The organism is Amycolatopsis sp. NPDC051061, assembly GCF_040682935.1.
GTDB lineage: Bacteria > Actinomycetota > Actinomycetes > Mycobacteriales > Pseudonocardiaceae > Amycolatopsis.
Genome location: NZ_JBFBBZ010000029.1, coordinates 109,262 through 127,146 on the forward strand (window position 1 = coordinate 109,262; position 17,885 = coordinate 127,146).

Sequence of the window (17,885 nt, forward strand, 5' to 3'; positions counted from 1 at the left end):
CGCCGTAACACGCCCGGCGATCGCGGCGTCTATCCGGCATGGGCACGCGCGGCTGGTACCACGAACGGACCCTCACCACGGTCGACACCGTCGGCCGGGAGGTGCAGGTGTCGACCGGGCTCACCCGGGACCCGGAAGGCCGGCTGGTGGCGGCGATCGCGATCAGCGACGGTCCGACCGCGATCTTCCGCCACGCCGGCGAGGCCCAGGACCGGACCGAACTGCTGGACAACACCGAGCAGACCGTGAAGGAGCTGCGGCGGCTCGCGAGCGTGCCGCCGCGGATCTGACCGGCCTCAGGCGGGCAGGACCGCGTACTGGCGGACGTAGAGGTCCGTGTACGTCACCGGGCCGCGGGGGCCGGGGACCTTGTCCAGGTTGATGCCGGTTTCCGGGACCGCGAGCAGCTTGAAGCCGTCGAGGAGGCGGGTCGGGGCGTTCCAGAAGACGCCCGTGCCGGTGTAGCCGTCGAAGAAGGCGTCGGCGGCCGACGCGTCGTCGGTGGCGATGCCCGCCGCCAGGCCCGAGGTCTGCTCGTTGGCGATCTCGACGGCGTCGGCGAGCGCGCCGACCTTGGCCACCGTGACGGTCGCCTCGCGGTCGGAGTCCAGCGCCCACTCGTAGCCGATGGCGTGCTCGTGCGGCGCCAGCGAAGGCGTGACGCCCCGCTCGGCCAGCGCCTCGGCGATACCCGGCCAGACGTCGTCGTGGATGTCCTCGTGGATGAGCAGCAGGTTCAGCCGGTTGCACACGCCCAGCCGGTCGAGGCTCGCGAAGACGAGGTCACGCGCCTTCGTGACGTCCGCCCCGCGATCGACGTAGAGGACGCCGCCGCCGTCGGCGTGGGCCAGCGTGCGCACGCCGTGGACGGCCGCCTCGGTGGCCAGCGCCCGGGTGCTGTCACCGCTGCCGCGCAGGATCACGAGCGGGACCAGGTTCGGCAGCCGCACCAGCGCGGACGCCGCCTCGCGCTCCACCCGCGGCACGAGCTGGACGCAGTCCGCGTCGATGCCGGCCTCGGTCAGCGCCGGGGCGATGACCACCTCGCGCAGCCGCTGGGCCGAGCCGAGCGCGGCCGAACCGGTGCGCAGCACACCGCCGTTGCGCGACTTGACCAGCTGCGACGCCACGTCGACGGTCACGTTCGGCCGTGCCTCGTAGTTCGCGCCGATGACGCCGACCGGACGTCGCCGCTCGACCAGCTTCAGCCCGCCGTCCAGGGTGGACACGTCGACCGACCGCTCCTGGTGCGGGGCGCCGGCGAGCAGCCGCAGCTGCTCGGCCATGCCGGTCAGCCGCTCCGGGGTGATGGTGAGCCGGTCGAGCAGACCGGCGCTCATCCCCTCGGCCTTCGCGCGCTCGACGTCGGCCTGGTTCGCCTCCAGGATCTCGTCGCGGTGCGCGAGCAGCCGCTCGGCCATCCCGGTCAGCGCGGCGTCGACGGCCTCGGTGGAAGCGGCGGCGAGCGACGGCGCGGCCAGCTTCGCCGCCCGTGCGCACTCCTCCACGGCCTTGGCGACCTCGTCCATCGTTCGGCTCCCTCCGCGCGGACCAGCGAGAGACCAGTTTGCCGCATGGGCGTGGCTAGGCGGCCACGGGCTCCAGCAGCCACAGCCCGCCGGCGATCAGGCAGCTGACCGTCGCCACGGCGAAGACCAGCACCCACAGCACCGGCGGCACCGCGGTGAGCCGGCCCAGCTGGTCGGCATCGGAGTCGCGGGCGCGGCCCCGCCGCCGCTTGACCTGCAGCTCGACCACCGGCCGCACGCCCCCGAACAGCAGGAACCACGTCACGAGGTAGCTGAACGGAGCCTGCACCTCCACCGGCGCGACGAACGCGACCAGCGCCAGCACGACGGCGCTGACGACGACGCTGAACACCCCGTAGGCGTTGCGGATCATCACCAGCACGCCGAGCAGCAGCAGCGCGATCAGCACGAGGACGGTGCCGACCAGGTCGGCGCCCAGCAGGCTGGCGAACAGCAGCCCGAGCACCGACGGCGCCAGGTAGCCGGCCATCGCGGTGAAGGCCATGCCCGGCCCTTCGGGCTTGCCGCGCGAGACGGTGACGCCCGAGGTGTCCGAGTGCAGCTTGATGCCCTGCAGCCGCCGCCCGACCAGCACGGCGGCCAGGGCGTGCCCGGCCTCGTGCACGATGGTGACGCCGTTTCGCGCCAGCCGCCACGGGCTGCCACCGACCAGCACGACCAGCAGCGCCACCCCACCGGCGACCAGGGTGATGACGGCCGGGGTCTGGGCCTGCTCGAGCAGCGTCGGCGTGGTGGCGGCCGCGCGGAGGGCAGCACCGGTGCCGGCACCGGCCGGGTCACCGAGCGCGAGTTGAACGGGCGAGCTCACCCGGACACCTCACCACAGGCGATATCTGGCTACGGTGAGTCCCCGTCGTCGGCGGTTTCGCCGGATCCGGTATCGGGTCGATGCGGTCTCCTCTCGTCGTGGTGTGGGAGGGACGCCGATTTCGGGCTCGGGGTCGACGGACTGACCCGGCGCTCGGCACGGCGCGACCGGCGGACCAGGCCGCCGCGAAGCTCGGCTTCCGGCGAGGTGAGCTGAACTCGCGTGGCTGGAGCCGGGACTCGCGTGCCGGAGCCCGGAACTCGCGTGATCAAAGCCGGGACTCGCGTGCTTGAAGCCGGAACTCACGTGATCAAGGCCGAGACTCGCGTGGCTGGAGCCGAGACTCGCGTGATCGAGGCCGGAACTCGTGAGCGGACCCGTGAACGCGACTGGTCAGCTCATCGGGACTCCCTCATCCGGGCCTCGCCCTCCACCCTGAACAGGAACGACACCCAGCTCCGGAACGGTGCCCACGCCTCGGCGATCTCCGTCAGCTCGTCGAGTCCCGCCTCCGGGAGGTGATATGCGTCGCGCATGATCTCGTGGAGCCGGGTCTCCGCTCGGGGGAACACGTCCGGGTGGCCGGCGCCGCGGATCAGGATCAGCTCGGCGCTGAAGCGACCTATCCCCGGCAGGAGCTGCAACTGTTTCAGGGCCTCGTCCGCCGGCATCGCCCGCAACGCCGCCGCGTCGAGCAGGCCGTCGGCCGCCGCCTCGCCGATTCCTCGCAGGCGCTGCAGCTTCGGGCCCGACAAGCCCGGCAGGTACTCCAGTTCCGCCAGCACCGCGGGCGCCGGGAACGACGTCAGCACGGTGCCGCCGACGTCGACCTCCGTGCCGTGGCGCTCGGCGAGACGACGGCGCAGCCGGACGGCCTGCGTCATCCAGATCCGGTGGCTCAGCACCGCCCAGCACGCCGCCTCGTACGGGGACGCGAACAGGACCGGCCGCAACCCCGGATGCATCCCCTGCACCAGAGACACCACCGGGTCGCGGACGCCGACCCGGCCGAATCCGGCGCCGTCGACGTCCAGCGAGCACATCCTCCCCACCTGCGCCAGTACCGCGTCGGCGTGCCCGGGCGGCCCGTGGACCTCCACCACGACCTCGCCGGGCGATCTCTGCCGCAGCACCGCTCCCACCGGCGTCCACTCGCCGTCGAGCGGGAACGCCACCCGGAGCGCGCCGGGCTCCGCTTCCGGCCGGCCCGCGGGCGCGAACCCGGTCAGGAACCGGGCCGCCGCGGCCAGATCGAACTCGCCGCGCACCGTGATTTCGCTACCCAGCATGGAAACCGTCATTTGTCCTCCTCGGATCGGAACCTCGCCTGCGACGTTAGGCGGGGGCACCGACAATTCCGGGCCTCGAACGCCTGAGCCCGCGGATTCTTCACTCGTTCGAGTGGTCGAGATTTGACATACTGCCGGTATTCGAGAGGAGAGCAATGCCGCCCAAGACCGCCACCGAGCGCCTCGAAGACCTGCTCGAGACGCCCGCGAAGACCGATGACGGCTACCTCGACCTGCTGGGCGCCGCCAGCCAGGCCGGCCCGCCGACCGGCCTCACCCAGCGCCTGATGCGCACCAGCGTCCTCCCGCAGGTCTACGAGCGGTACTGGCGTCCCGTCCTCGGCCGCGCACTCAAGGGGCCGCTCGGACCGAGCATGGCGGGCGAAACAAGGCTCGCGACCCAGCTCCTCGCTCTGAAGCCCGGCGACACCGCGCTCGACGTCGCTTGCGGCACCGGCCGGTTCACGCGCGCGTTCGGCGCGGCCGTCGGCCCGGACGGCCTCGCCATCGGCCTCGACGGCGCGCGCACGATGCTCGCCAAAGCCGTCGCCGAAGACGGTCCGGCTTCCGTCGCCTACCTGCGCGCGGACGCCGTGCACCTGCCTTTGAAAGAGTCCACTGTGGACGGAATCTGCTGCTTCGCCGCCCTCCACATGTTCGCCGAGCCCGAAACCGCGTTGGACTCCTTCGCGCGCGTACTGAAGCCCGGCGGCCGGATCGTCCTACTCACGAGCGCCCGGCGTAGCTGGCAACCCGCGCGGGTTGCGGAGTCCGTCGGCGGGATCCTGAGCGGGCAGCGGATGTTCGACCGCGGCGAGATCGCGGCGAGCCTGCGCGCCCGCGGCTTCACCGGGATCACCGAGCGGTACGCCGGCGTCACGCAGATCGTGGCGGGCCGGCTGGGCTGAGCACCGCGGATTGTCGGAGCCTGCGGTTAGCATCGCCCCATGACCCACCACGACCCCCTCCCGCCCGACGACAGCTACCTGCGTTCCCTGGTCGAGGCCACCGCCGACGCCGTCGCGTCGGCCGAACCGCTGTCCTCACCGCACACCGGCGCGGACGAGGCGACGCGGGCGGAGGTGACCGCCGCGGTCGAGCGCAGTTCACCCGATCTGGTGGCGTTGAGCCAAGATCTGCACGCTCACCCCGAGGAGGGGTTCGCCGAGCACCGTTCGGTGCAAGCGCTGGCCGATCTCCTGAAGCGCCACGGCCACGAGGCGACGGTCGGCGTCGGCGGGCTCGACACCGCGCTGCGCGTCAGCACGCCCGAACGGGATGGCCCGCACATCGCCGTCCTCGCCGAGTACGACGCGCTTCCCGGCCTCGGCCACGCGTGCGGCCACAACGTCATCTGCACGACGGCCGCGGGCGGCTTCCTCGGCGCCGCCACCGTCGCCGAACGCCTCGGCGGCCGGGTCAGCTTGATCGGCACTCCGGCCGAGGAAGGCGGGGGCGGCAAGGAGATCCTCGCCCGCGCCGGCGTGTTCGACGACGTCGACGCGGTGATCATGCTGCACCCGTTCAGCCACGACATCGCGCTGCACCCGTTCCTGGGCCGGCGTCAGCTGGAGATGGTCTTCCACGGCGTCGGCGCGCACGCTTCGGCACAGCCGTTCATGGGCCGCAACGCGCTCGACGCCGCCGTCGCGGCCTACCAGGGCGTCTCGGCGCTGCGCCAGCAACTCCCGCAGAGCGACCGCGTCCACGGCATCTTCACCGATGGCGGCGCCCGGCCGAACGTCATCCCGGCCCGCGCCGCGCTGCTGTTCTACCTCCGCTCCCAGTCCCCCGACACGCTGCGCGACCTCGCCGCGCGCATGACGTCGATCGCGGAGGGCGCGGCGTCGATGACCGGCTGCGGCGTCGAGCTGACCTGGGACGCCCAGGCCGCCTACCTGCCGATCCGCTTCAACACCGCGCTCGCCGGCCGCTGGTCGGTCAACCAGGCGGGTACCGGCCGCAAGCCACTCCCGCCGGGCATCGTCCCGGAGTCGCTCACGGGATCGACGGACCTGGGCAACCTCTCCTACCGGATGCCCGCGCTGCACCCGATGCTCGCCGTCTCGGGACCGACGGTCGCGTTGCACACCAAGGAGTTCGCGGCCGCGGCCGGTTCGGAGACGGGCGACGCGGGCGTCCGCGACGGCGCGCTGGGCCTGGCCCTGACCGCGGCGGACTACCTGGGCGACGCCGAACTGCGGACGGCCGTCCACGAAGAGTTCGAAGCCGCGGGAGGTGCCCTGGACGTGCCGTCGTTCTTCGTCTGACGCCTGAGGATCGCCTGAGATTTCTCAGCTGATTCTTCTCAGCAAAGCCTGAGGTATTTCCACAGGTTGTTCACAAGCACGGGCGCGAATCTAGGTGCATGACCGAGAACGAGAGTCGGCCCGGCCCCGCCTCACCCGGTGGGCACCAGCCGCACCACAGCACCCAGCAGTACGGGCCGTACGCGCAGCAGCAGCCGCAGCCGCAGTACGGCTACCAGCAGCAGGCCGCGCCGAACCCTCTGTTCACCCAGCAGCCGCCGCCACTCCAGCAACCGGGGCAGGCACCCACGGCGCTGAAGACCAAGCCGCGCAAGGGCGGCCGCGTCGCGATGATCGTCAGCGCGACCGCCCTCGGCGCCGCGCTGGTCGGCGGCGTCGGCGGCGCCGCGATCGTCGGGCTCACCACGAACTCGGCGGACGGCGCGACGACGTCGGTGAGCTCGCCGGCGGCCACCGGGCAGACGGTCTCGAACTCCACCTCCGGCGACGTCAGCGGCGTCGCGGCGAAGGTGACGCCGAGCGTGGTCCAGATCAACGTGACCACCGGCCAAGGCGAGGCGATCGGCTCCGGTGTCATCCTCACCTCGAACGGCCGGATCCTGACCAACGCGCACGTCGTCGACGGCGCCCAGAGCGTCGTGATCACCACCTCCGACGGCAAGAAGTACCAGGCCGGCGTGGTCGGCGCGGACACCAAGGCGGACATCGCGGTGGTCCAGGCCCAGAACGCGAGCGGGTTGACCGCGGCGACGCTGGGCGACTCGAGCAAGCTGGCCGTCGGCCAGGAGGTCGTCGCGATCGGCTCGCCGGGCGGGCTGCAGAACACCGTCACCACCGGCATCGTCAGCGCGCTGAACCGGAACCTGTCCGACATCGGCCAGGGCGAGCAGCAACAGCAGTCGCCGTTCAACCGCACGTCGAACGAGACCCAGGACTCGCCGAGCTACACCGCGATCCAGACGGACGCCTCGATCAACCAGGGCAACTCCGGCGGCGCGCTGGTTGACGCCCAGGGCAACGTCATCGGCATCAACTCGGCCCTCTACAGCCCGACGGCCTCGGCCGACGGCTCGGCCGGCAGCGTCGGGATCGGCTTCGCCATCCCGATCAACGACGCCAAGAAGATCGTCGACCAGATCGTGAACAACTAGGACGCGGAAGGGCCGTTATCGGGGCGGTCCATCCAGTCCACCCGCTTTCGGGGAGCGGTGGACACGGCGAAGGCCGTTTCGAGAGTCAATCGGGGGCTCTCGAAACGGCCTTCGCGCTGTCTACAGGTCGTAGGTGAGAACCAGCGTGTGGTTCTGCTCGGCGTCCAGCTCGATGCTCGCGGTGCCGGAGATCCCGGTCAGCTCGCCCGAGCCCGAGCCGGTGAGGATCTTCAGCGTCAAGCCGGACTCGTCGGCCGAGTGGTGCAGGACGAAGGCACCCTTGCGGCCGTCGACCGAGACGGCGAGACGCTCGAAGGCGACGTACGCGCGCGAAGTCGCGTTGGACGCCGTCAGCATCTCGACGGTGCTGGTCCCTTCGACCGCTCCGGTGAACGTCTTGGCGATCGCCACCCGGGCGAATTCCGTGCCCGCGGCCTCGTCGGTCGCCTGCGGCGCCCACTCGTCGAGGACGAACGACGCGGTGGCAGTGCTGGTCATGGCTGGTTTCCCCTGTCTCGATGGTGAGCCGAGCTTCGCAGCCATACCTGACAGCTCGCGTCAGGTATTCCTCACCGCTTCCGGTTCCCGAACAGCCCGCGTGCGAGGTGCGTGATCACCGGCCGGAGGTTGTTGTGTGTCCTGCACCACACCGCGAGCGTAACGCGCCGTACGCGCAGGTAACGCCCCTCATATCCCCATGTCGGGTTAGGGTCACCAGGTGACCGACCGCCTAGTCTGGATCGACTGCGAGATGACGGGGCTCGACCTCGGCAAGGAAGCGTTGATCGAAATCGCCGCCCTCGTCACCGACGCGGAGCTGAACGTGCTCGGCGACGGAGTCGACATCGTCATCCACGCCGACGAGGAAAAACTCGACGGCATGCCCGAAGTCGTCCGTGAGATGCACGCCCACTCCGGCCTCACCGAAGAGGTCCGCGCCTCGAGCGTCACGCTCGAAGAGGCCGAACGCCGCGTGCTCGAGTACATCCGCGAGCACGTCCCCGAGCCGGGCACCGCGCCGCTCGCCGGCAACTCCATCGCCACCGACCGCGGGTTCATCGCGCGCGACATGCCGGTGCTGGACGCCCACCTCCACTACCGCCTGGTCGACGTCTCTTCCGTGAAGGAACTCGTCCGCCGCTGGTATCCGCGGATCTACTACGCCAAGCCGGAGAAGGGCCTCGCGCACCGGGCGCTGGCCGACATCAAGGAATCCATCGGCGAACTCGACTACTACCGGCGCGTCGCCTTCGTCCCCCAACCGGGCCCGACCAGCGACGAAGCCAAGGCCGCGGCCGCTGAAGTGCAGGAACGGCACCAGGGGTAACCCCCTGCAATCCGCTTGAGGGCACCCGCTACGATTACTGCCAGCGAGGTGGTCGCAAGCGGATCCCCTCGGTAATGGTGGGCGTAGCTCAGCTGGTAGAGCACCTGGTTGTGGTCCAGGAGGTCGCGGGTTCGAAACCCGTCGCTCACCCCATCACCCCAGTTTGGATCTTTGGCCAAACTGGGGTTTTGCTTTTCGCGCCCTTCGGCCTTCGGTGGTAACCCTCACGACCGGATGGCCCAGCGTGCGAACGTCCGGTCGCCGGTGCACGGTGTTCTGGTGGCACGTTCAGCACCGAAGATCAGGCGGAAGAAGAAGCTGCGCTACGAGGACATCACGGTCGTCGACCGGTCGCTTCTCAAACGGGCGGTGGGCGCGGCCGCCCTCGGCAATGCCATGGAGTGGTTCGACTTCGGCGTCTACGCCTACATCGCCGACACCATCGCCGAGGTCTTCTTCCCGCCCACGATCTCACCCGGGGTCCGGCTGATCGGGACGTTCGGCGCCTTCACCGCCGCCTTCCTCATGCGGCCGCTCGGCGGGCTCGTCTTCGGGCCCCTCGGCGATCGGATCGGGCGGCAGAAGGTCCTCGCCGTCACCATGATCATGATGGCCATCGGGACCCTGTGCATCGGGCTGATCCCGTCCTACTCCTCCATCGGAGTGTGGTCGCCGATCCTGCTCGTGGTCGCCCGGATGGTGCAGGGCTTCTCCACCGGCGGCGAGTACGGCGGCGCGACGACCTTCATCGCCGAGTACTCCCCCGACAAACGACGCGGCTTCATGGGCTCGTGGCTCGAGTTCGGGACGCTGTCCGGGTACGTGCTCGGCGCGTCCGTCGTCACCGGCATGAAGGCCTGGGTTCCCCACGAGACCCTGCTCGACTGGGGCTGGCGCGTCCCGTTCCTGGTCGCCGGCCCGCTCGGCATCATCGGCCTCTACATGCGCCTCAAGCTCGAGGAGACGCCGGCGTTCCAGAAGCACGCCGAGGAGGCCGAAAAGCGCGGCCGCTCCGGCGAGCCGTTCTGGAAGATGTTCACCGACTACTGGCCCGCGCTGCTGATCTGCGTCGGCCTGGTGCTCGTCTTCAACGTCACCGACTACATGCTGCTGTCGTACATGCCGACGTACCTGTCCGAGCAGCTGCACCTCGACGCGACGCACGGCCTGCTGCTGATCATCGTCGTCATGGTCGTGATGATGCTGATCATCCTGGTCGGCGGCCGGATCACCGACAAGGTCGGCCGCAAGCCCGTGATGATGGCCGGCTGCCTCGGCTACCTCGTGCTCTCCTGGCCGCTGATGCTGCTGGTGCACGACGGCGGCCTGGTGCTCACCTTCCTCGGGTTGATGGGCCTCGGCCTGCTGCTGCTCTGTTTCGAGGTCTCGATGCCCGCGGCGTTGCCCGCGCTGTTCCCGACCGCGATCCGCTACGGCGCGCTGTCCATCGCGTTCAACATCTCCGTGTCGCTCTTCGGCGGGACGACGCCGCTGGTGATGCAGGCGCTGATCTCGTCCACCGGCCACGACTTCTGGCCCGCGTGGTACCTGATGGCGGCGGGCGCGGTCGGCGCCGTCGCGGTCTACTTCAGCCGGGAGACGGCGAACGAGCCGCTGTGGGGTTCGGGTCCCGCGGTGGCGACCGAAGAGGAGGCGCGGGAGCTGGTGCGCGAGTCGAGGGGCTAGGCGGCCTCGAGCAGCAACCCGGTCAGCTCGGCGGGCATGGTGATCATGCAGTCGTGGCCGGTCGGCAGCTCCCGCACCGGCTCGCCCGCCGGGACGGGCCGTCGGGTGATGCCCGCCGGCTGCCCGCCGACGCAGTGGATGTGCGTGCGCGGGATCGCCTTCGCGGCCGGATTGTCCAGCTGCACCGGCTCGGTCAGGCACCGCACCGGCTGGTCGGACAGCATCGAGCGCAGCCAGGCGACGTCGCCGGGATCGGTGACGCCGAACAGGCCCATCGGTGGCACCCGCCAGCCGTCCACGGCGCTGTCGATCAGCTGCTTCGTGAGCGGGATGACGTCAGCCGCGGTCTCGCCGTCTTCGGGGACCATCGCGTCGAGGAACACCAGCCGCGCGATCCGCTCCGGAAGCCGGTCGGCGGCGCCCGAGATGACCATCCCGGCGTAGCTGTGCCCGACGAGCACGACGTCGTGTTCGTTCTCGAGCAGGCTGACGATGTCGTCGATGTGCGTGCCGAGCCCGACCTCCGGGCTCAGCAGGTGGGCCTTGTCGCCGTAGCCGGTCAGCGACGGCGCGAGTACGCGGTGGCCGGCGGATTCCAGGAGCGGGACGACGCGATCCCAAGCTCGCCCGCTGTGCCAAGCGCCGTGTACCAGCAGAAATGTGGTCATGGCACCATCGTGATCACTCGAAGCACCCCGGGCAATACGGCACTTTTCCGTGCCCCGGTTCTCAGGAGGTAACCGTGCAGGACCCGTGCCAGGCCCGCGAAGTCCTCGGGATCGTCGGCGACAAGTGGGCGCTGCTGGTCGTGCGCATGCTCAAGGACGGGCCGCGGCGCTTCACCGAGCTCAAGCGGTCCATCGACGGCATCAGCCAGCGCATGCTCACCGCCACCCTGCGCGACCTCGAGCGCGACGGGATCGTGACGCGCACGGTCCACGCCGTCATGCCACCGCACGTCAGCTACGAGCTGACGTCGATGGGCCGGACGCTGCGCGAAGCCACCGCGCCGCTGCTCGAGTGGAGCCTCACGCACCTGCCGCTGATCGCGGCCGCCCGCGCGGAGTACGACGAGCGCTAGTTCGCGGCGGTCCGCCACTCGTCCCAGGACAGCTGCCAGACGCTCCAGCCGTCGGTGGGCTCGAGCTTCGGGCCGCCGCTGTTCTGGACGGTGACGACGTCGCCCTTCCTGGACGTGTCCATCAGCCACTTCGTGTTCTCGGTGGACAGGTTGAGGCAGCCGTGGCTGACGTTGCTGTGGCCCTGCTGCCGCACCGACCACGGGGCGGAGTGGTAGAAAATGCCGCTGTAGGACAGGCGGATCGCGTACTGGACGAAGGTGCTGTACCCACCGGGCGAGTCTTCCGGGACGCCGTAGGTGGCGGAGTTCATGGTGTAGCCGGTGTGCTCGCTCATGACGGTGTAGGTGCCGGCCGGGGTGTTGTGGCCGGGCTTGCCCATGGAGGTCGGCATGGTCTTGACCTCCTTGTCGTTGATCGTCACCGTCATCTGGTGCGTCTGGCCGTCGGCGACCGCGACGAGCTTGTCGCCGATGGTGCCGGTGATCTTCTTGTCCTCGCGGCCGTAGGTGCCCTTGCCGAGCGCCTTGCCGTAGACGGCGGCGTCAACCTTGATCTTGGTGCCGCTCTTCCAGTAGTCCTTCGGCCGCCAGGTCACCTGCTTGTCGCCGGACCAGCGGAAAGCCCCCTCGGTGGCGGGCTCGGCGGTGACCTTGAGCGCCTTCTCGGCGGCGGCCTTGTCGGCGACGTTCCCGCTGAAGGTGAAGATCAGCGGCATCCCGACGCCGACGGTCTCGCCCTCGTCGAGGTTCACCGAGACGCCGAGCTGCCGCGCGGGCTTGACGGTCGTGAACGACGACTCCTGCGTCACGGGCTTGCCATCGGTGCCGGTCGCGGTGGCGGTCAGCTTGTAGGCCTTGTTGTAGCCGAGCGGCTCGGCGGAGTCCCACCCCGAGCCATCGGCGCGCGCCTTCCCGGCGACGACCTTGCCATCGGCCCCGGCCAGCTTCACGTCCCCGACCTTCCCGTCGGCAACGACGACACTGACGAGCTCCCCGGGCGCGACGTCCTTGGCATCCTTCGCAGGGCTCAGCGTGAGCACGGCGGGCTTCGGCGCGGGCTTCGGCGCACTCGACGACGGCGTCGCCTTCGGCGGTTCACTCGAAGGGCTACCACTGCTGCAGCCGGCCACCGTGAGGCCGATCACGCCCGCGGCCACCAGCAGCCGCACCCCCACACTCGTCATGCGCACCCGCCTGTTTCGCCGTCGATGTCCGACTACAGTGTGCCCGACCAGCCGCGACAGCGGGGCGGCAACGCCGGAAGTCACCAACGGGACCCCCCTGAAACGGGCCTCGGAACCGGGTGCTAATGTTTTCCACGTCGCCGAGGGAAACCTCCGGCAGACACCGGCGCCATTAGCTCAATTGGCAGAGCAGCTGGCTCTTAACCAGCGGGTTCGGGGTTCGAGTCCCTGATGGCGCACCCCCACTCCCCAGGTCGAAGACTTCTTCGACCTGGGGTTTTGCGTTATCTGGAGTCATTTCTTCCGCTTCCCTTCCGTCCACAATGGTCGGTGAAGAGCCCGAGATGTGCCCGAGCAGTCGCGATGCCGTCCGCGGGATGATCTTGGCGGTCGCCTCGGCCGCGGCCAACGCGACCTCGGGCAGCACAGTGGTGTAAGTGTCCGAGGTCACGGTTATCGAGGAGTGCCGCAGCATGTGCTGCACGACCTTCATGTCCACCCCCGCCGCGAGCGCCAGCGTGGCAGCACCGTGGCGTAGATCGTGCAGCCGGATCGGCGGCAACCCGGCTCGACGGGTCAGCTCCTGGAACCGGGCGGTGACATCGGCCGGGTGCAGCGGGCTACCGTCAGGCTGAGTGAACAGCAGGTCCGTGTCGACCCAGTCGCTGCCGAGCCGGGCACGAGCCGCGTCCTGATTGGCCTCATGCTGGCGCAGCACGACGACCGTGTCAGCGTCCAAGGCCACGAGCCCTTCGGACGAGGTCGTCTTCGGCGCCGACTCGCCAGTCTCCCAGCCGTACTGCACGATCTGGTTCGCCACCTCCAGCGTGGCCGAATCCAGATAAGTGTCCGAACGCCGCTGCCCGCACGCCTCCCCACGACGAAGCCCAACGTGCGCGATCAGGTGAAACAACGGGTACAGCCGATCGTTGACCGAGTGGTCGAGGAACCGGCCGGTCTGGACCGGAGTCCACACCATCACCGGAGACGGGATCTCCCCCGTCAGCCGCCACCGCGCCACCCGCTCCTCGGTCCACACCTTCGGCGTCGGACGAACCGCCGGCGGCAGCTCCACCAGCGACGCCACATTCACCGTCAGCAGGCCCTCTTTGACCGCAGGACTCAGCACCGCTCGCAGCGTCTCGCGGATCCGCCGGATCGAAGTGGGTCCCACCGGGCGCTGCCACTTCACCGCAGCGACCTTGCGCGGGTCTTTACTGGCCCGGTATTCGGCGATCACATCGTTGTGCTCGACGATCGCGTCGAACATCCCCTCCAAGTGGGCCACACGCAGCTTGTCCCGGCGGATGTGCCCGAGGTGGGGCCGGAGGTAGAGCCGCACGTGCGACTCGTACGAGCGGTAGGTGTTGCGGCTGCGGGTCTTCTTTTCTTCGCCAGGAACGCGGTGAACACATCGCCCATCAGCGGGTGCTCCAGCACCTCGGCCCCGGCGCGCACCAGGCGACGCATATCTTCCAGTTCCGGCAGCGTCTTCCGCGCGGTGATTGCTGCGGCGATCACGTCGGCGATCTTGCCCAGCGTGTCCTCGTCGTCATCTCCGGCGATAGCCAGCAGATCGCCGACGTGATCCAGCTCCTTCTGCGCCTCTTTCGCAGTGGCGAACCCGCTGCGCCGCCTGGGCCTGCGCTTTCCCCCACGGTCGGCGGGCAGCTCGATCCGGTAGCACCACTGCCCGTGCTTGCTCTGCTCCAGCCTCGGGCACTCCGTACCCAGGCCTCGGCCCTTACCGTCCTTGCAGGAGCAGCGTTTGTACACCGATCCTTCTGCCACCTCTGGCACCATCCCTTCGTTGAATCAGCGGGTTGCCGCGATCCTCGCGCTGCAGACAGCACTCGGGGAAGCCCGAGCCTCGAAAATTCAGCCGGTGGACGAATCCAGCCCGAGCACCCGCCGGAGCCCAGCGGTCGGGACGCGATACTCACCACCCACTCGCAGAACCGGGCACGGGAAGTCCCCGTCGCGCGCCAAGGCGTAGGCGGTGGTCCGCCCGATTCGCAACGCTTGCGCGGCCGTCATGAGATCGACCACGGCCGGCAGTGCCGCGACGTCAGCTGCCGTCATCACGTCGCTGACGCTCTTCCCTGCCTTCACACCGCCTCCACAAATTCGGCAAGGCGGCGATGCGCGAGATCTCGGCAGGCAGGATCCAGGTCGATCCCGATGAACGAACATCCGTACTCCAGCGCGGCAAGGCCCGTGGTTCCGCTGCCGCAGAACGGGTCGAGCACGACACCACCGCGCCGGCATCCCAAGCGGACACAGCGTCGCGCGATCTCCAGGGTTCCCGCGGCCGGATGCCCGGTACGAGAACGCCCCGCCGGAACCGTCCACAGGTCCGTCATCCCGTCGGCGCTCCAGACCTCTGAGGACAACCAGTGCGTCTCCGATTGCGTCAGCAGGAACACCAGCTCGTAGCGCTGCGCCAGCCGATCCCGCACGCTCTCCGGTCGAGCGTTCGGCTTCTCCCACACCACTGCGTTGCGCAGGATCCAGCCTCGCTGCTGCAACGAGTGCGCCACCCGCCAGGGAACCCCGACCAGGTCTTTGCTTCGGCGAGCCGATTGGGGCGGCCGATGCACGCCGTAGCCGGTCGCGGCCCGCGCTGACGCTGTCCGCGCCACCGACCCGTCGGCGACGTAATTGCCCCACGAACCGCCGAAGCAGTCACCCAGGTTCAGCCACGCTGTCCCGTCGCGGGAGAGGACTCGACGCAGCTTGTCGAACAATCCGACAAGGCGCGACACGTAGCCATCTACAGTGGACTCGGCTCCGTACTGACCGGCGACACGGTAGTCACGCAAGCCCCAATACGGCGGCGATGTCACCACGCAGTTCACCGACGCCGGCGGCATCGCGGCGACCACCTCCACCGCATCGCCCACGCTCAGCCTGACTGTCATGTCTGCAGGCCGCGTCATCGCGTACTCCGACGCTCGGCGCCGTGGACGTGGACGTGGGCAAGTCGGCGCCGCGCGATCCAGTGGTAGTCGGGGTTGGTGTCGATGCCAGTGAAGCGGCGGCCAAGTGCGCGGGCCGCGACGCCGGTGGTGCCGCCACCACTGAACGGGTCGAGAACGTGCCATCCTGGCGGACAGCCGATGGTGATGCAACGACGCGGGATCTCCAGCGGCGAAGGGGCGGGATGACCCTCCCGCGACCGATCCGGCCGGATGGTCCACACGTCACCAAAATCGTGTCCGCGGGGTTGCTGAGCAGAAGCGCACGTCCCCGTTCGGTGAGCAGTACTCGGTGTGCCGGCGCCGCGCTCGGCGTGGCGAGATCGGAGGCGGACGTGGGCCTGGCGGATCGGGTCGAGGGTGAGGTAGTGGTCCGGCCGGGTGGCGAAGAGGAAGATCATCTCGTGGCACGTAGCGAGCCGGTCCCGGATCGGTGTCGGGGTCGCATGGGGCTTGTGCCAGACGATCGCGGACCGCAGGATCCACCCGCCGCCTTGCAGCGCGAGGGCGAGACGCCACGGCATGCCGAGCAGGTTCTTGTGTGGCACGTCCGCAACGGGCCGGTAGTGCGGCTGCCCGGCTGGCCGGGCGTCGTGCACCAGTAGCCGTCGGAGTTGGTGGAGTAACTGTCGCCCAGGTTGATCCATACCGTCGCCCGAGGGGTGAGCACGCGGCGCGCGGAAGCGAATACGGCTTGCAGGGTGCCGACGTAGTCGTCGGCCGTGGGCTCCAGCCCGATCTGCGAGTGCTCTCGCTGCGCCCCGCAGTCCCGGCATCGACACCTGTGGCTGCGATCGTCACCGGTGCCGATGCCGGCCGGGCGGTGACGGCACCCGGGCCGGCCTCCCGTCCAGGTGTCGGGTGCGTAGTCGCGCAGCCGCCAGTACGGCGGGCTGGTCACGAGACAGTCCACCGAGCCGTCTGTCAACGCTTCGGGAACTTTGACCCCGGGTGGTCTCCGGAAAATTGACCCCCTCCGCGGTGTTGTCGTCTAGTTCTGGTCGGGGTTCTGCTGCTGGTCGCGTAGCAGGTTGCGGCGCTGGCGGGTCCGGTAGGAGTCGCCGGTGAGGGTAAGAACTTCGGCGTGGTGGACCAGACGGTCGATCATGGCCGCGGCGACAACGTCGTCGGAGAACGTCTCGCCCCAGCGCCCGAACGGCAGGTTCGAGGTCACCATCACTGAGCCCTGCTCATAGCGGGAGGCGATGAGCTGGAAGAACAAGTTCGCCGCGTCCTGGTCGAACGGGATGTAGCCGACCTCATCGATGATGATCAGCTTGTAGCGGCGGATCCTCTTCAGTTCGTCCTCGAGCCGGTTGCCGTGGTGGGCGGCGGTGAGCCGGGCGATCCAGTTGCTGGCCGTGTCGAACAGCACCGAGTAACCGGTCTGGGTGGCTTTGACCCCGAGCCCGATCGCGAGGTGGGTATTGCCGATGCCGGGCGGGCCGAGCAGGATGACGTTCTCGGCCTTGGCGACGAACGTGCCGGTCGACAGATGCGCCAAGATATCGCGGCGCAGCGAAGGCAGATGGTCGAGGTTGAAGTCCTCCAAGGTTTTCACCGCCGGGAAGTGGGCAGTGCGGATCCGCATGACGGTGCCTTTGGACTCGCGGTCGGCGACCTGGCGCTGCAGCAGCGCGGCGAGGTATTCCTCGTGCGACCAGTTCTCGTCGCGGGCCTGGCCGGCCAGTTGCTCCCAGAACGCCCCGATCGTCGGGGTCTTGAGCGCCCGAGTGAGATAGGCGATCTGGGACGGTAGCCCGTCCTTCGACGCCGCGGCGGTGGGCTTGGTTGTGCTCACGTGTTGCTCGCTTTCGTTGGTGGTGCAGTGAAATCGACGCCGAAGAGGGCGTCGTAGTCCGGCAGGGCCCGCATCGCGACGACGTGTCCGTCAGCGTGACGGCGGGTCTCGCCGGAGGACTCGCGGCGCAGGCGTTCAGCCGCGAAGTTCTTGCGCAGCAAGGCCGCGGCCTGCTGGTGGGTCGGGTCGGTGATCACAACCTGCTTGGCCCAGCAGCGGTCGTGCCGGGCGACGAGCTGACCGTCGCAGAACACCCTCACCTCACCCGGTGAGGCGGTGACGTCAACGAATCGGCCGATCATCCTCGGGTCGACGGAGTAGTCGACGGTGTCGACCCGCACGTAGTAGTCGCGGCCGAGCCGGACCCGCTGGTTCAGCCCGATCGGCGGGGCAACTGGCGGCAGTGGCAACATCGCTTGGTAATCGGTCTCCAGCAGCTCCACCGGGCGACCTTGGATGGAGCGGACGGTCCGGTTGTTCGCCCGGGCCAGCCACTCATCCAGCTGGGTGTTGAAGTCCGCGGGTGAGGTGAAGACCCGGCCGGGCAGGAACGAGGTCTCCAGGAACTGGTTGTTCCGCTCGACCATGCCCTTGAACTCCGGGTCCCGCGGCGGCGCGAGCACGATCTTCGTGGCCAAAGTCCCGGCGAACGCCGCCGCCGGGACGCTCACCCGCCCGGTCCCGCCGATCGCGGACTCCCGATCCCAGACCAATTGCTTCGTGACCCGACCGATCCCGTTGATCAGCTGCCACATGCCGG

18 protein-coding genes, 2 tRNA genes and 3 pseudogenes are annotated in these 17,885 nt (G+C 69.4%); 9 read left to right on the forward strand and 14 right to left on the reverse strand.

Annotated features, from left to right (window positions below; all coding sequences use genetic code 11):
- Nucleotides 1–38 precede the first annotated feature (38 nt).
- Nucleotides 39–290: a hypothetical protein gene (locus tag AB0N03_RS33355; RefSeq protein ID WP_364380025.1), complete on the forward strand. Its 252-nt coding sequence runs from the start codon at nt 39–41 to the stop codon at nt 288–290.
- Nucleotides 291–296: 6 nt separating this feature from the next.
- Here the strand turns inward: AB0N03_RS33355 and AB0N03_RS33360 are convergent, their stop codons facing one another.
- From AB0N03_RS33360 to AB0N03_RS33370, 3 genes are all read right to left on the reverse strand, one after another.
- Nucleotides 297–1,529 (reverse strand): aldehyde dehydrogenase family protein, encoded by a 1,233-nt coding sequence (locus tag AB0N03_RS33360; protein ID WP_364380028.1) that lies wholly within the window; start codon nt 1,527–1,529, stop codon nt 297–299.
- A 55-nt stretch (nt 1,530–1,584) separates the two neighbouring features.
- The gene (locus AB0N03_RS33365; RefSeq protein WP_364380031.1) at nt 1,585–2,358 is read right to left on the reverse strand and encodes a M50 family metallopeptidase; all 774 of its coding nucleotides are present in this window, start codon (nt 2,356–2,358) and stop codon (nt 1,585–1,587) included.
- 398 nt (nt 2,359–2,756) lie between these two features.
- Nucleotides 2,757–3,659: a DNA-3-methyladenine glycosylase 2 family protein gene (locus tag AB0N03_RS33370; protein ID WP_364380034.1), complete on the reverse strand. Its 903-nt coding sequence runs from the start codon at nt 3,657–3,659 to the stop codon at nt 2,757–2,759.
- Nucleotides 3,660–3,802: 143 nt separating this feature from the next.
- Here AB0N03_RS33370 and AB0N03_RS33375 point away from each other — a divergent pair, with 143 nt between their 5' ends.
- From AB0N03_RS33375 to AB0N03_RS33385, 3 genes are all read left to right on the forward strand, one after another.
- Nucleotides 3,803–4,555, forward strand: a complete 753-nt coding sequence (locus AB0N03_RS33375; RefSeq protein ID WP_364380037.1) for a methyltransferase domain-containing protein — start codon at nt 3,803–3,805, stop codon at nt 4,553–4,555.
- Nucleotides 4,556–4,594: 39 nt separating this feature from the next.
- Nucleotides 4,595–5,917: a M20 family metallopeptidase gene (locus tag AB0N03_RS33380; RefSeq protein WP_364380040.1), complete on the forward strand. Its 1,323-nt coding sequence runs from the start codon at nt 4,595–4,597 to the stop codon at nt 5,915–5,917.
- Between the two features lie 98 nt (nt 5,918–6,015).
- The gene (locus AB0N03_RS33385; protein ID WP_364380043.1) at nt 6,016–7,068 is read left to right on the forward strand and encodes a trypsin-like peptidase domain-containing protein; all 1,053 of its coding nucleotides are present in this window, start codon (nt 6,016–6,018) and stop codon (nt 7,066–7,068) included.
- Between the two features lie 120 nt (nt 7,069–7,188).
- Here the strand turns inward: AB0N03_RS33385 and AB0N03_RS33390 are convergent, their stop codons facing one another.
- Nucleotides 7,189–7,566, reverse strand: coding sequence for a DUF3224 domain-containing protein (locus tag AB0N03_RS33390; protein ID WP_364380046.1), 378 nt, complete (start codon nt 7,564–7,566; stop codon nt 7,189–7,191).
- 220 nt (nt 7,567–7,786) lie between these two features.
- On the opposite strand from AB0N03_RS33390, the gene orn reads away from it, so the two are divergent.
- The 3 genes from orn to proP all read left to right on the forward strand — a co-directional run bounded on the left by orn (nt 7,787) and on the right by proP (nt 10,081).
- Nucleotides 7,787–8,395 (forward strand): oligoribonuclease, encoded by a 609-nt coding sequence (gene orn, locus AB0N03_RS33395; RefSeq protein ID WP_364380049.1) that lies wholly within the window; start codon nt 7,787–7,789, stop codon nt 8,393–8,395.
- A 77-nt stretch (nt 8,396–8,472) separates the two neighbouring features.
- Nucleotides 8,473–8,548: transfer RNA gene (locus AB0N03_RS33400), tRNA-His, on the forward strand.
- A gap of 81 nt (nt 8,549–8,629) precedes the next feature.
- Nucleotides 8,630–10,081 carry a glycine betaine/L-proline transporter ProP gene (proP, locus tag AB0N03_RS33405; RefSeq protein ID WP_364380052.1) on the forward strand — a complete coding sequence of 484 codons (1,452 nt, stop codon included), beginning with the start codon at nt 8,630–8,632 and terminating at the stop codon, nt 10,079–10,081.
- Here proP and AB0N03_RS33410 read toward each other — a convergent pair.
- Nucleotides 10,078–10,749: an alpha/beta fold hydrolase gene (locus AB0N03_RS33410; RefSeq protein WP_364380055.1), complete on the reverse strand. Its 672-nt coding sequence runs from the start codon at nt 10,747–10,749 to the stop codon at nt 10,078–10,080. The two genes, proP and AB0N03_RS33410, sit on opposite strands and share 4 nt — an antisense overlap.
- A gap of 74 nt (nt 10,750–10,823) precedes the next feature.
- Here AB0N03_RS33410 and AB0N03_RS33415 point away from each other — a divergent pair, with 74 nt between their 5' ends.
- Nucleotides 10,824–11,162, forward strand: coding sequence for a helix-turn-helix domain-containing protein (locus AB0N03_RS33415; RefSeq protein ID WP_364380058.1), 339 nt, complete (start codon nt 10,824–10,826; stop codon nt 11,160–11,162).
- Here the strand turns inward: AB0N03_RS33415 and AB0N03_RS33420 are convergent.
- Entirely contained in the window at nt 11,159–12,346 is a 1,188-nt protein-coding gene (locus AB0N03_RS33420; protein ID WP_364380061.1) for an Ig-like domain-containing protein, read from the reverse strand. The genes AB0N03_RS33415 and AB0N03_RS33420 overlap by 4 nt on opposite strands.
- 166 nt (nt 12,347–12,512) lie before the next feature.
- Between AB0N03_RS33420 and AB0N03_RS33425 the strand changes: the two genes are divergently transcribed.
- A tRNA-Lys gene (locus AB0N03_RS33425) sits at nt 12,513–12,585 on the forward strand.
- A gap of 194 nt (nt 12,586–12,779) precedes the next feature.
- Here AB0N03_RS33425 and AB0N03_RS33430 read toward each other — a convergent pair.
- The 8 genes and pseudogenes from AB0N03_RS33430 to AB0N03_RS33465 form a co-directional block, all read right to left on the reverse strand.
- Nucleotides 12,780–13,616 (reverse strand): annotated as a pseudogene (locus AB0N03_RS33430) (tyrosine-type recombinase/integrase); the annotation flags it as partial.
- Nucleotides 13,583–14,137, reverse strand: coding sequence for an Arm DNA-binding domain-containing protein (locus tag AB0N03_RS33435; protein ID WP_364380064.1), 555 nt, complete (start codon nt 14,135–14,137; stop codon nt 13,583–13,585). The gene AB0N03_RS33435 and the pseudogene AB0N03_RS33430, both read right to left, overlap by 34 nt.
- A gap of 87 nt (nt 14,138–14,224) precedes the next feature.
- Nucleotides 14,225–14,458, reverse strand: coding sequence for a helix-turn-helix domain-containing protein (locus tag AB0N03_RS33440; RefSeq protein WP_364380067.1), 234 nt, complete (start codon nt 14,456–14,458; stop codon nt 14,225–14,227).
- Entirely contained in the window at nt 14,455–15,249 is a 795-nt protein-coding gene (locus AB0N03_RS33445) for a site-specific DNA-methyltransferase (protein WP_364380070.1), read from the reverse strand. The genes AB0N03_RS33440 and AB0N03_RS33445 overlap by 4 nt, the downstream gene beginning before the upstream one ends.
- 32 nt (nt 15,250–15,281) lie before the next feature.
- Nucleotides 15,282–15,872, reverse strand: a complete 591-nt coding sequence (locus AB0N03_RS33450; protein WP_364380073.1) for a site-specific DNA-methyltransferase — start codon at nt 15,870–15,872, stop codon at nt 15,282–15,284.
- 77 nt (nt 15,873–15,949) lie between these two features.
- A pseudogene (locus AB0N03_RS33455) lies at nt 15,950–16,237 on the reverse strand (DNA methyltransferase); the annotation flags it as partial.
- A 78-nt stretch (nt 16,238–16,315) separates the two neighbouring features.
- Nucleotides 16,316–17,125, reverse strand: coding sequence for an IS21-like element helper ATPase IstB (istB, locus tag AB0N03_RS33460; protein ID WP_364380076.1), 810 nt, complete (start codon nt 17,123–17,125; stop codon nt 16,316–16,318).
- Nucleotides 17,122–17,885, reverse strand: a pseudogene (locus AB0N03_RS33465) (IS21 family transposase); the annotation flags it as partial. The gene istB and the pseudogene AB0N03_RS33465, both read right to left, overlap by 4 nt.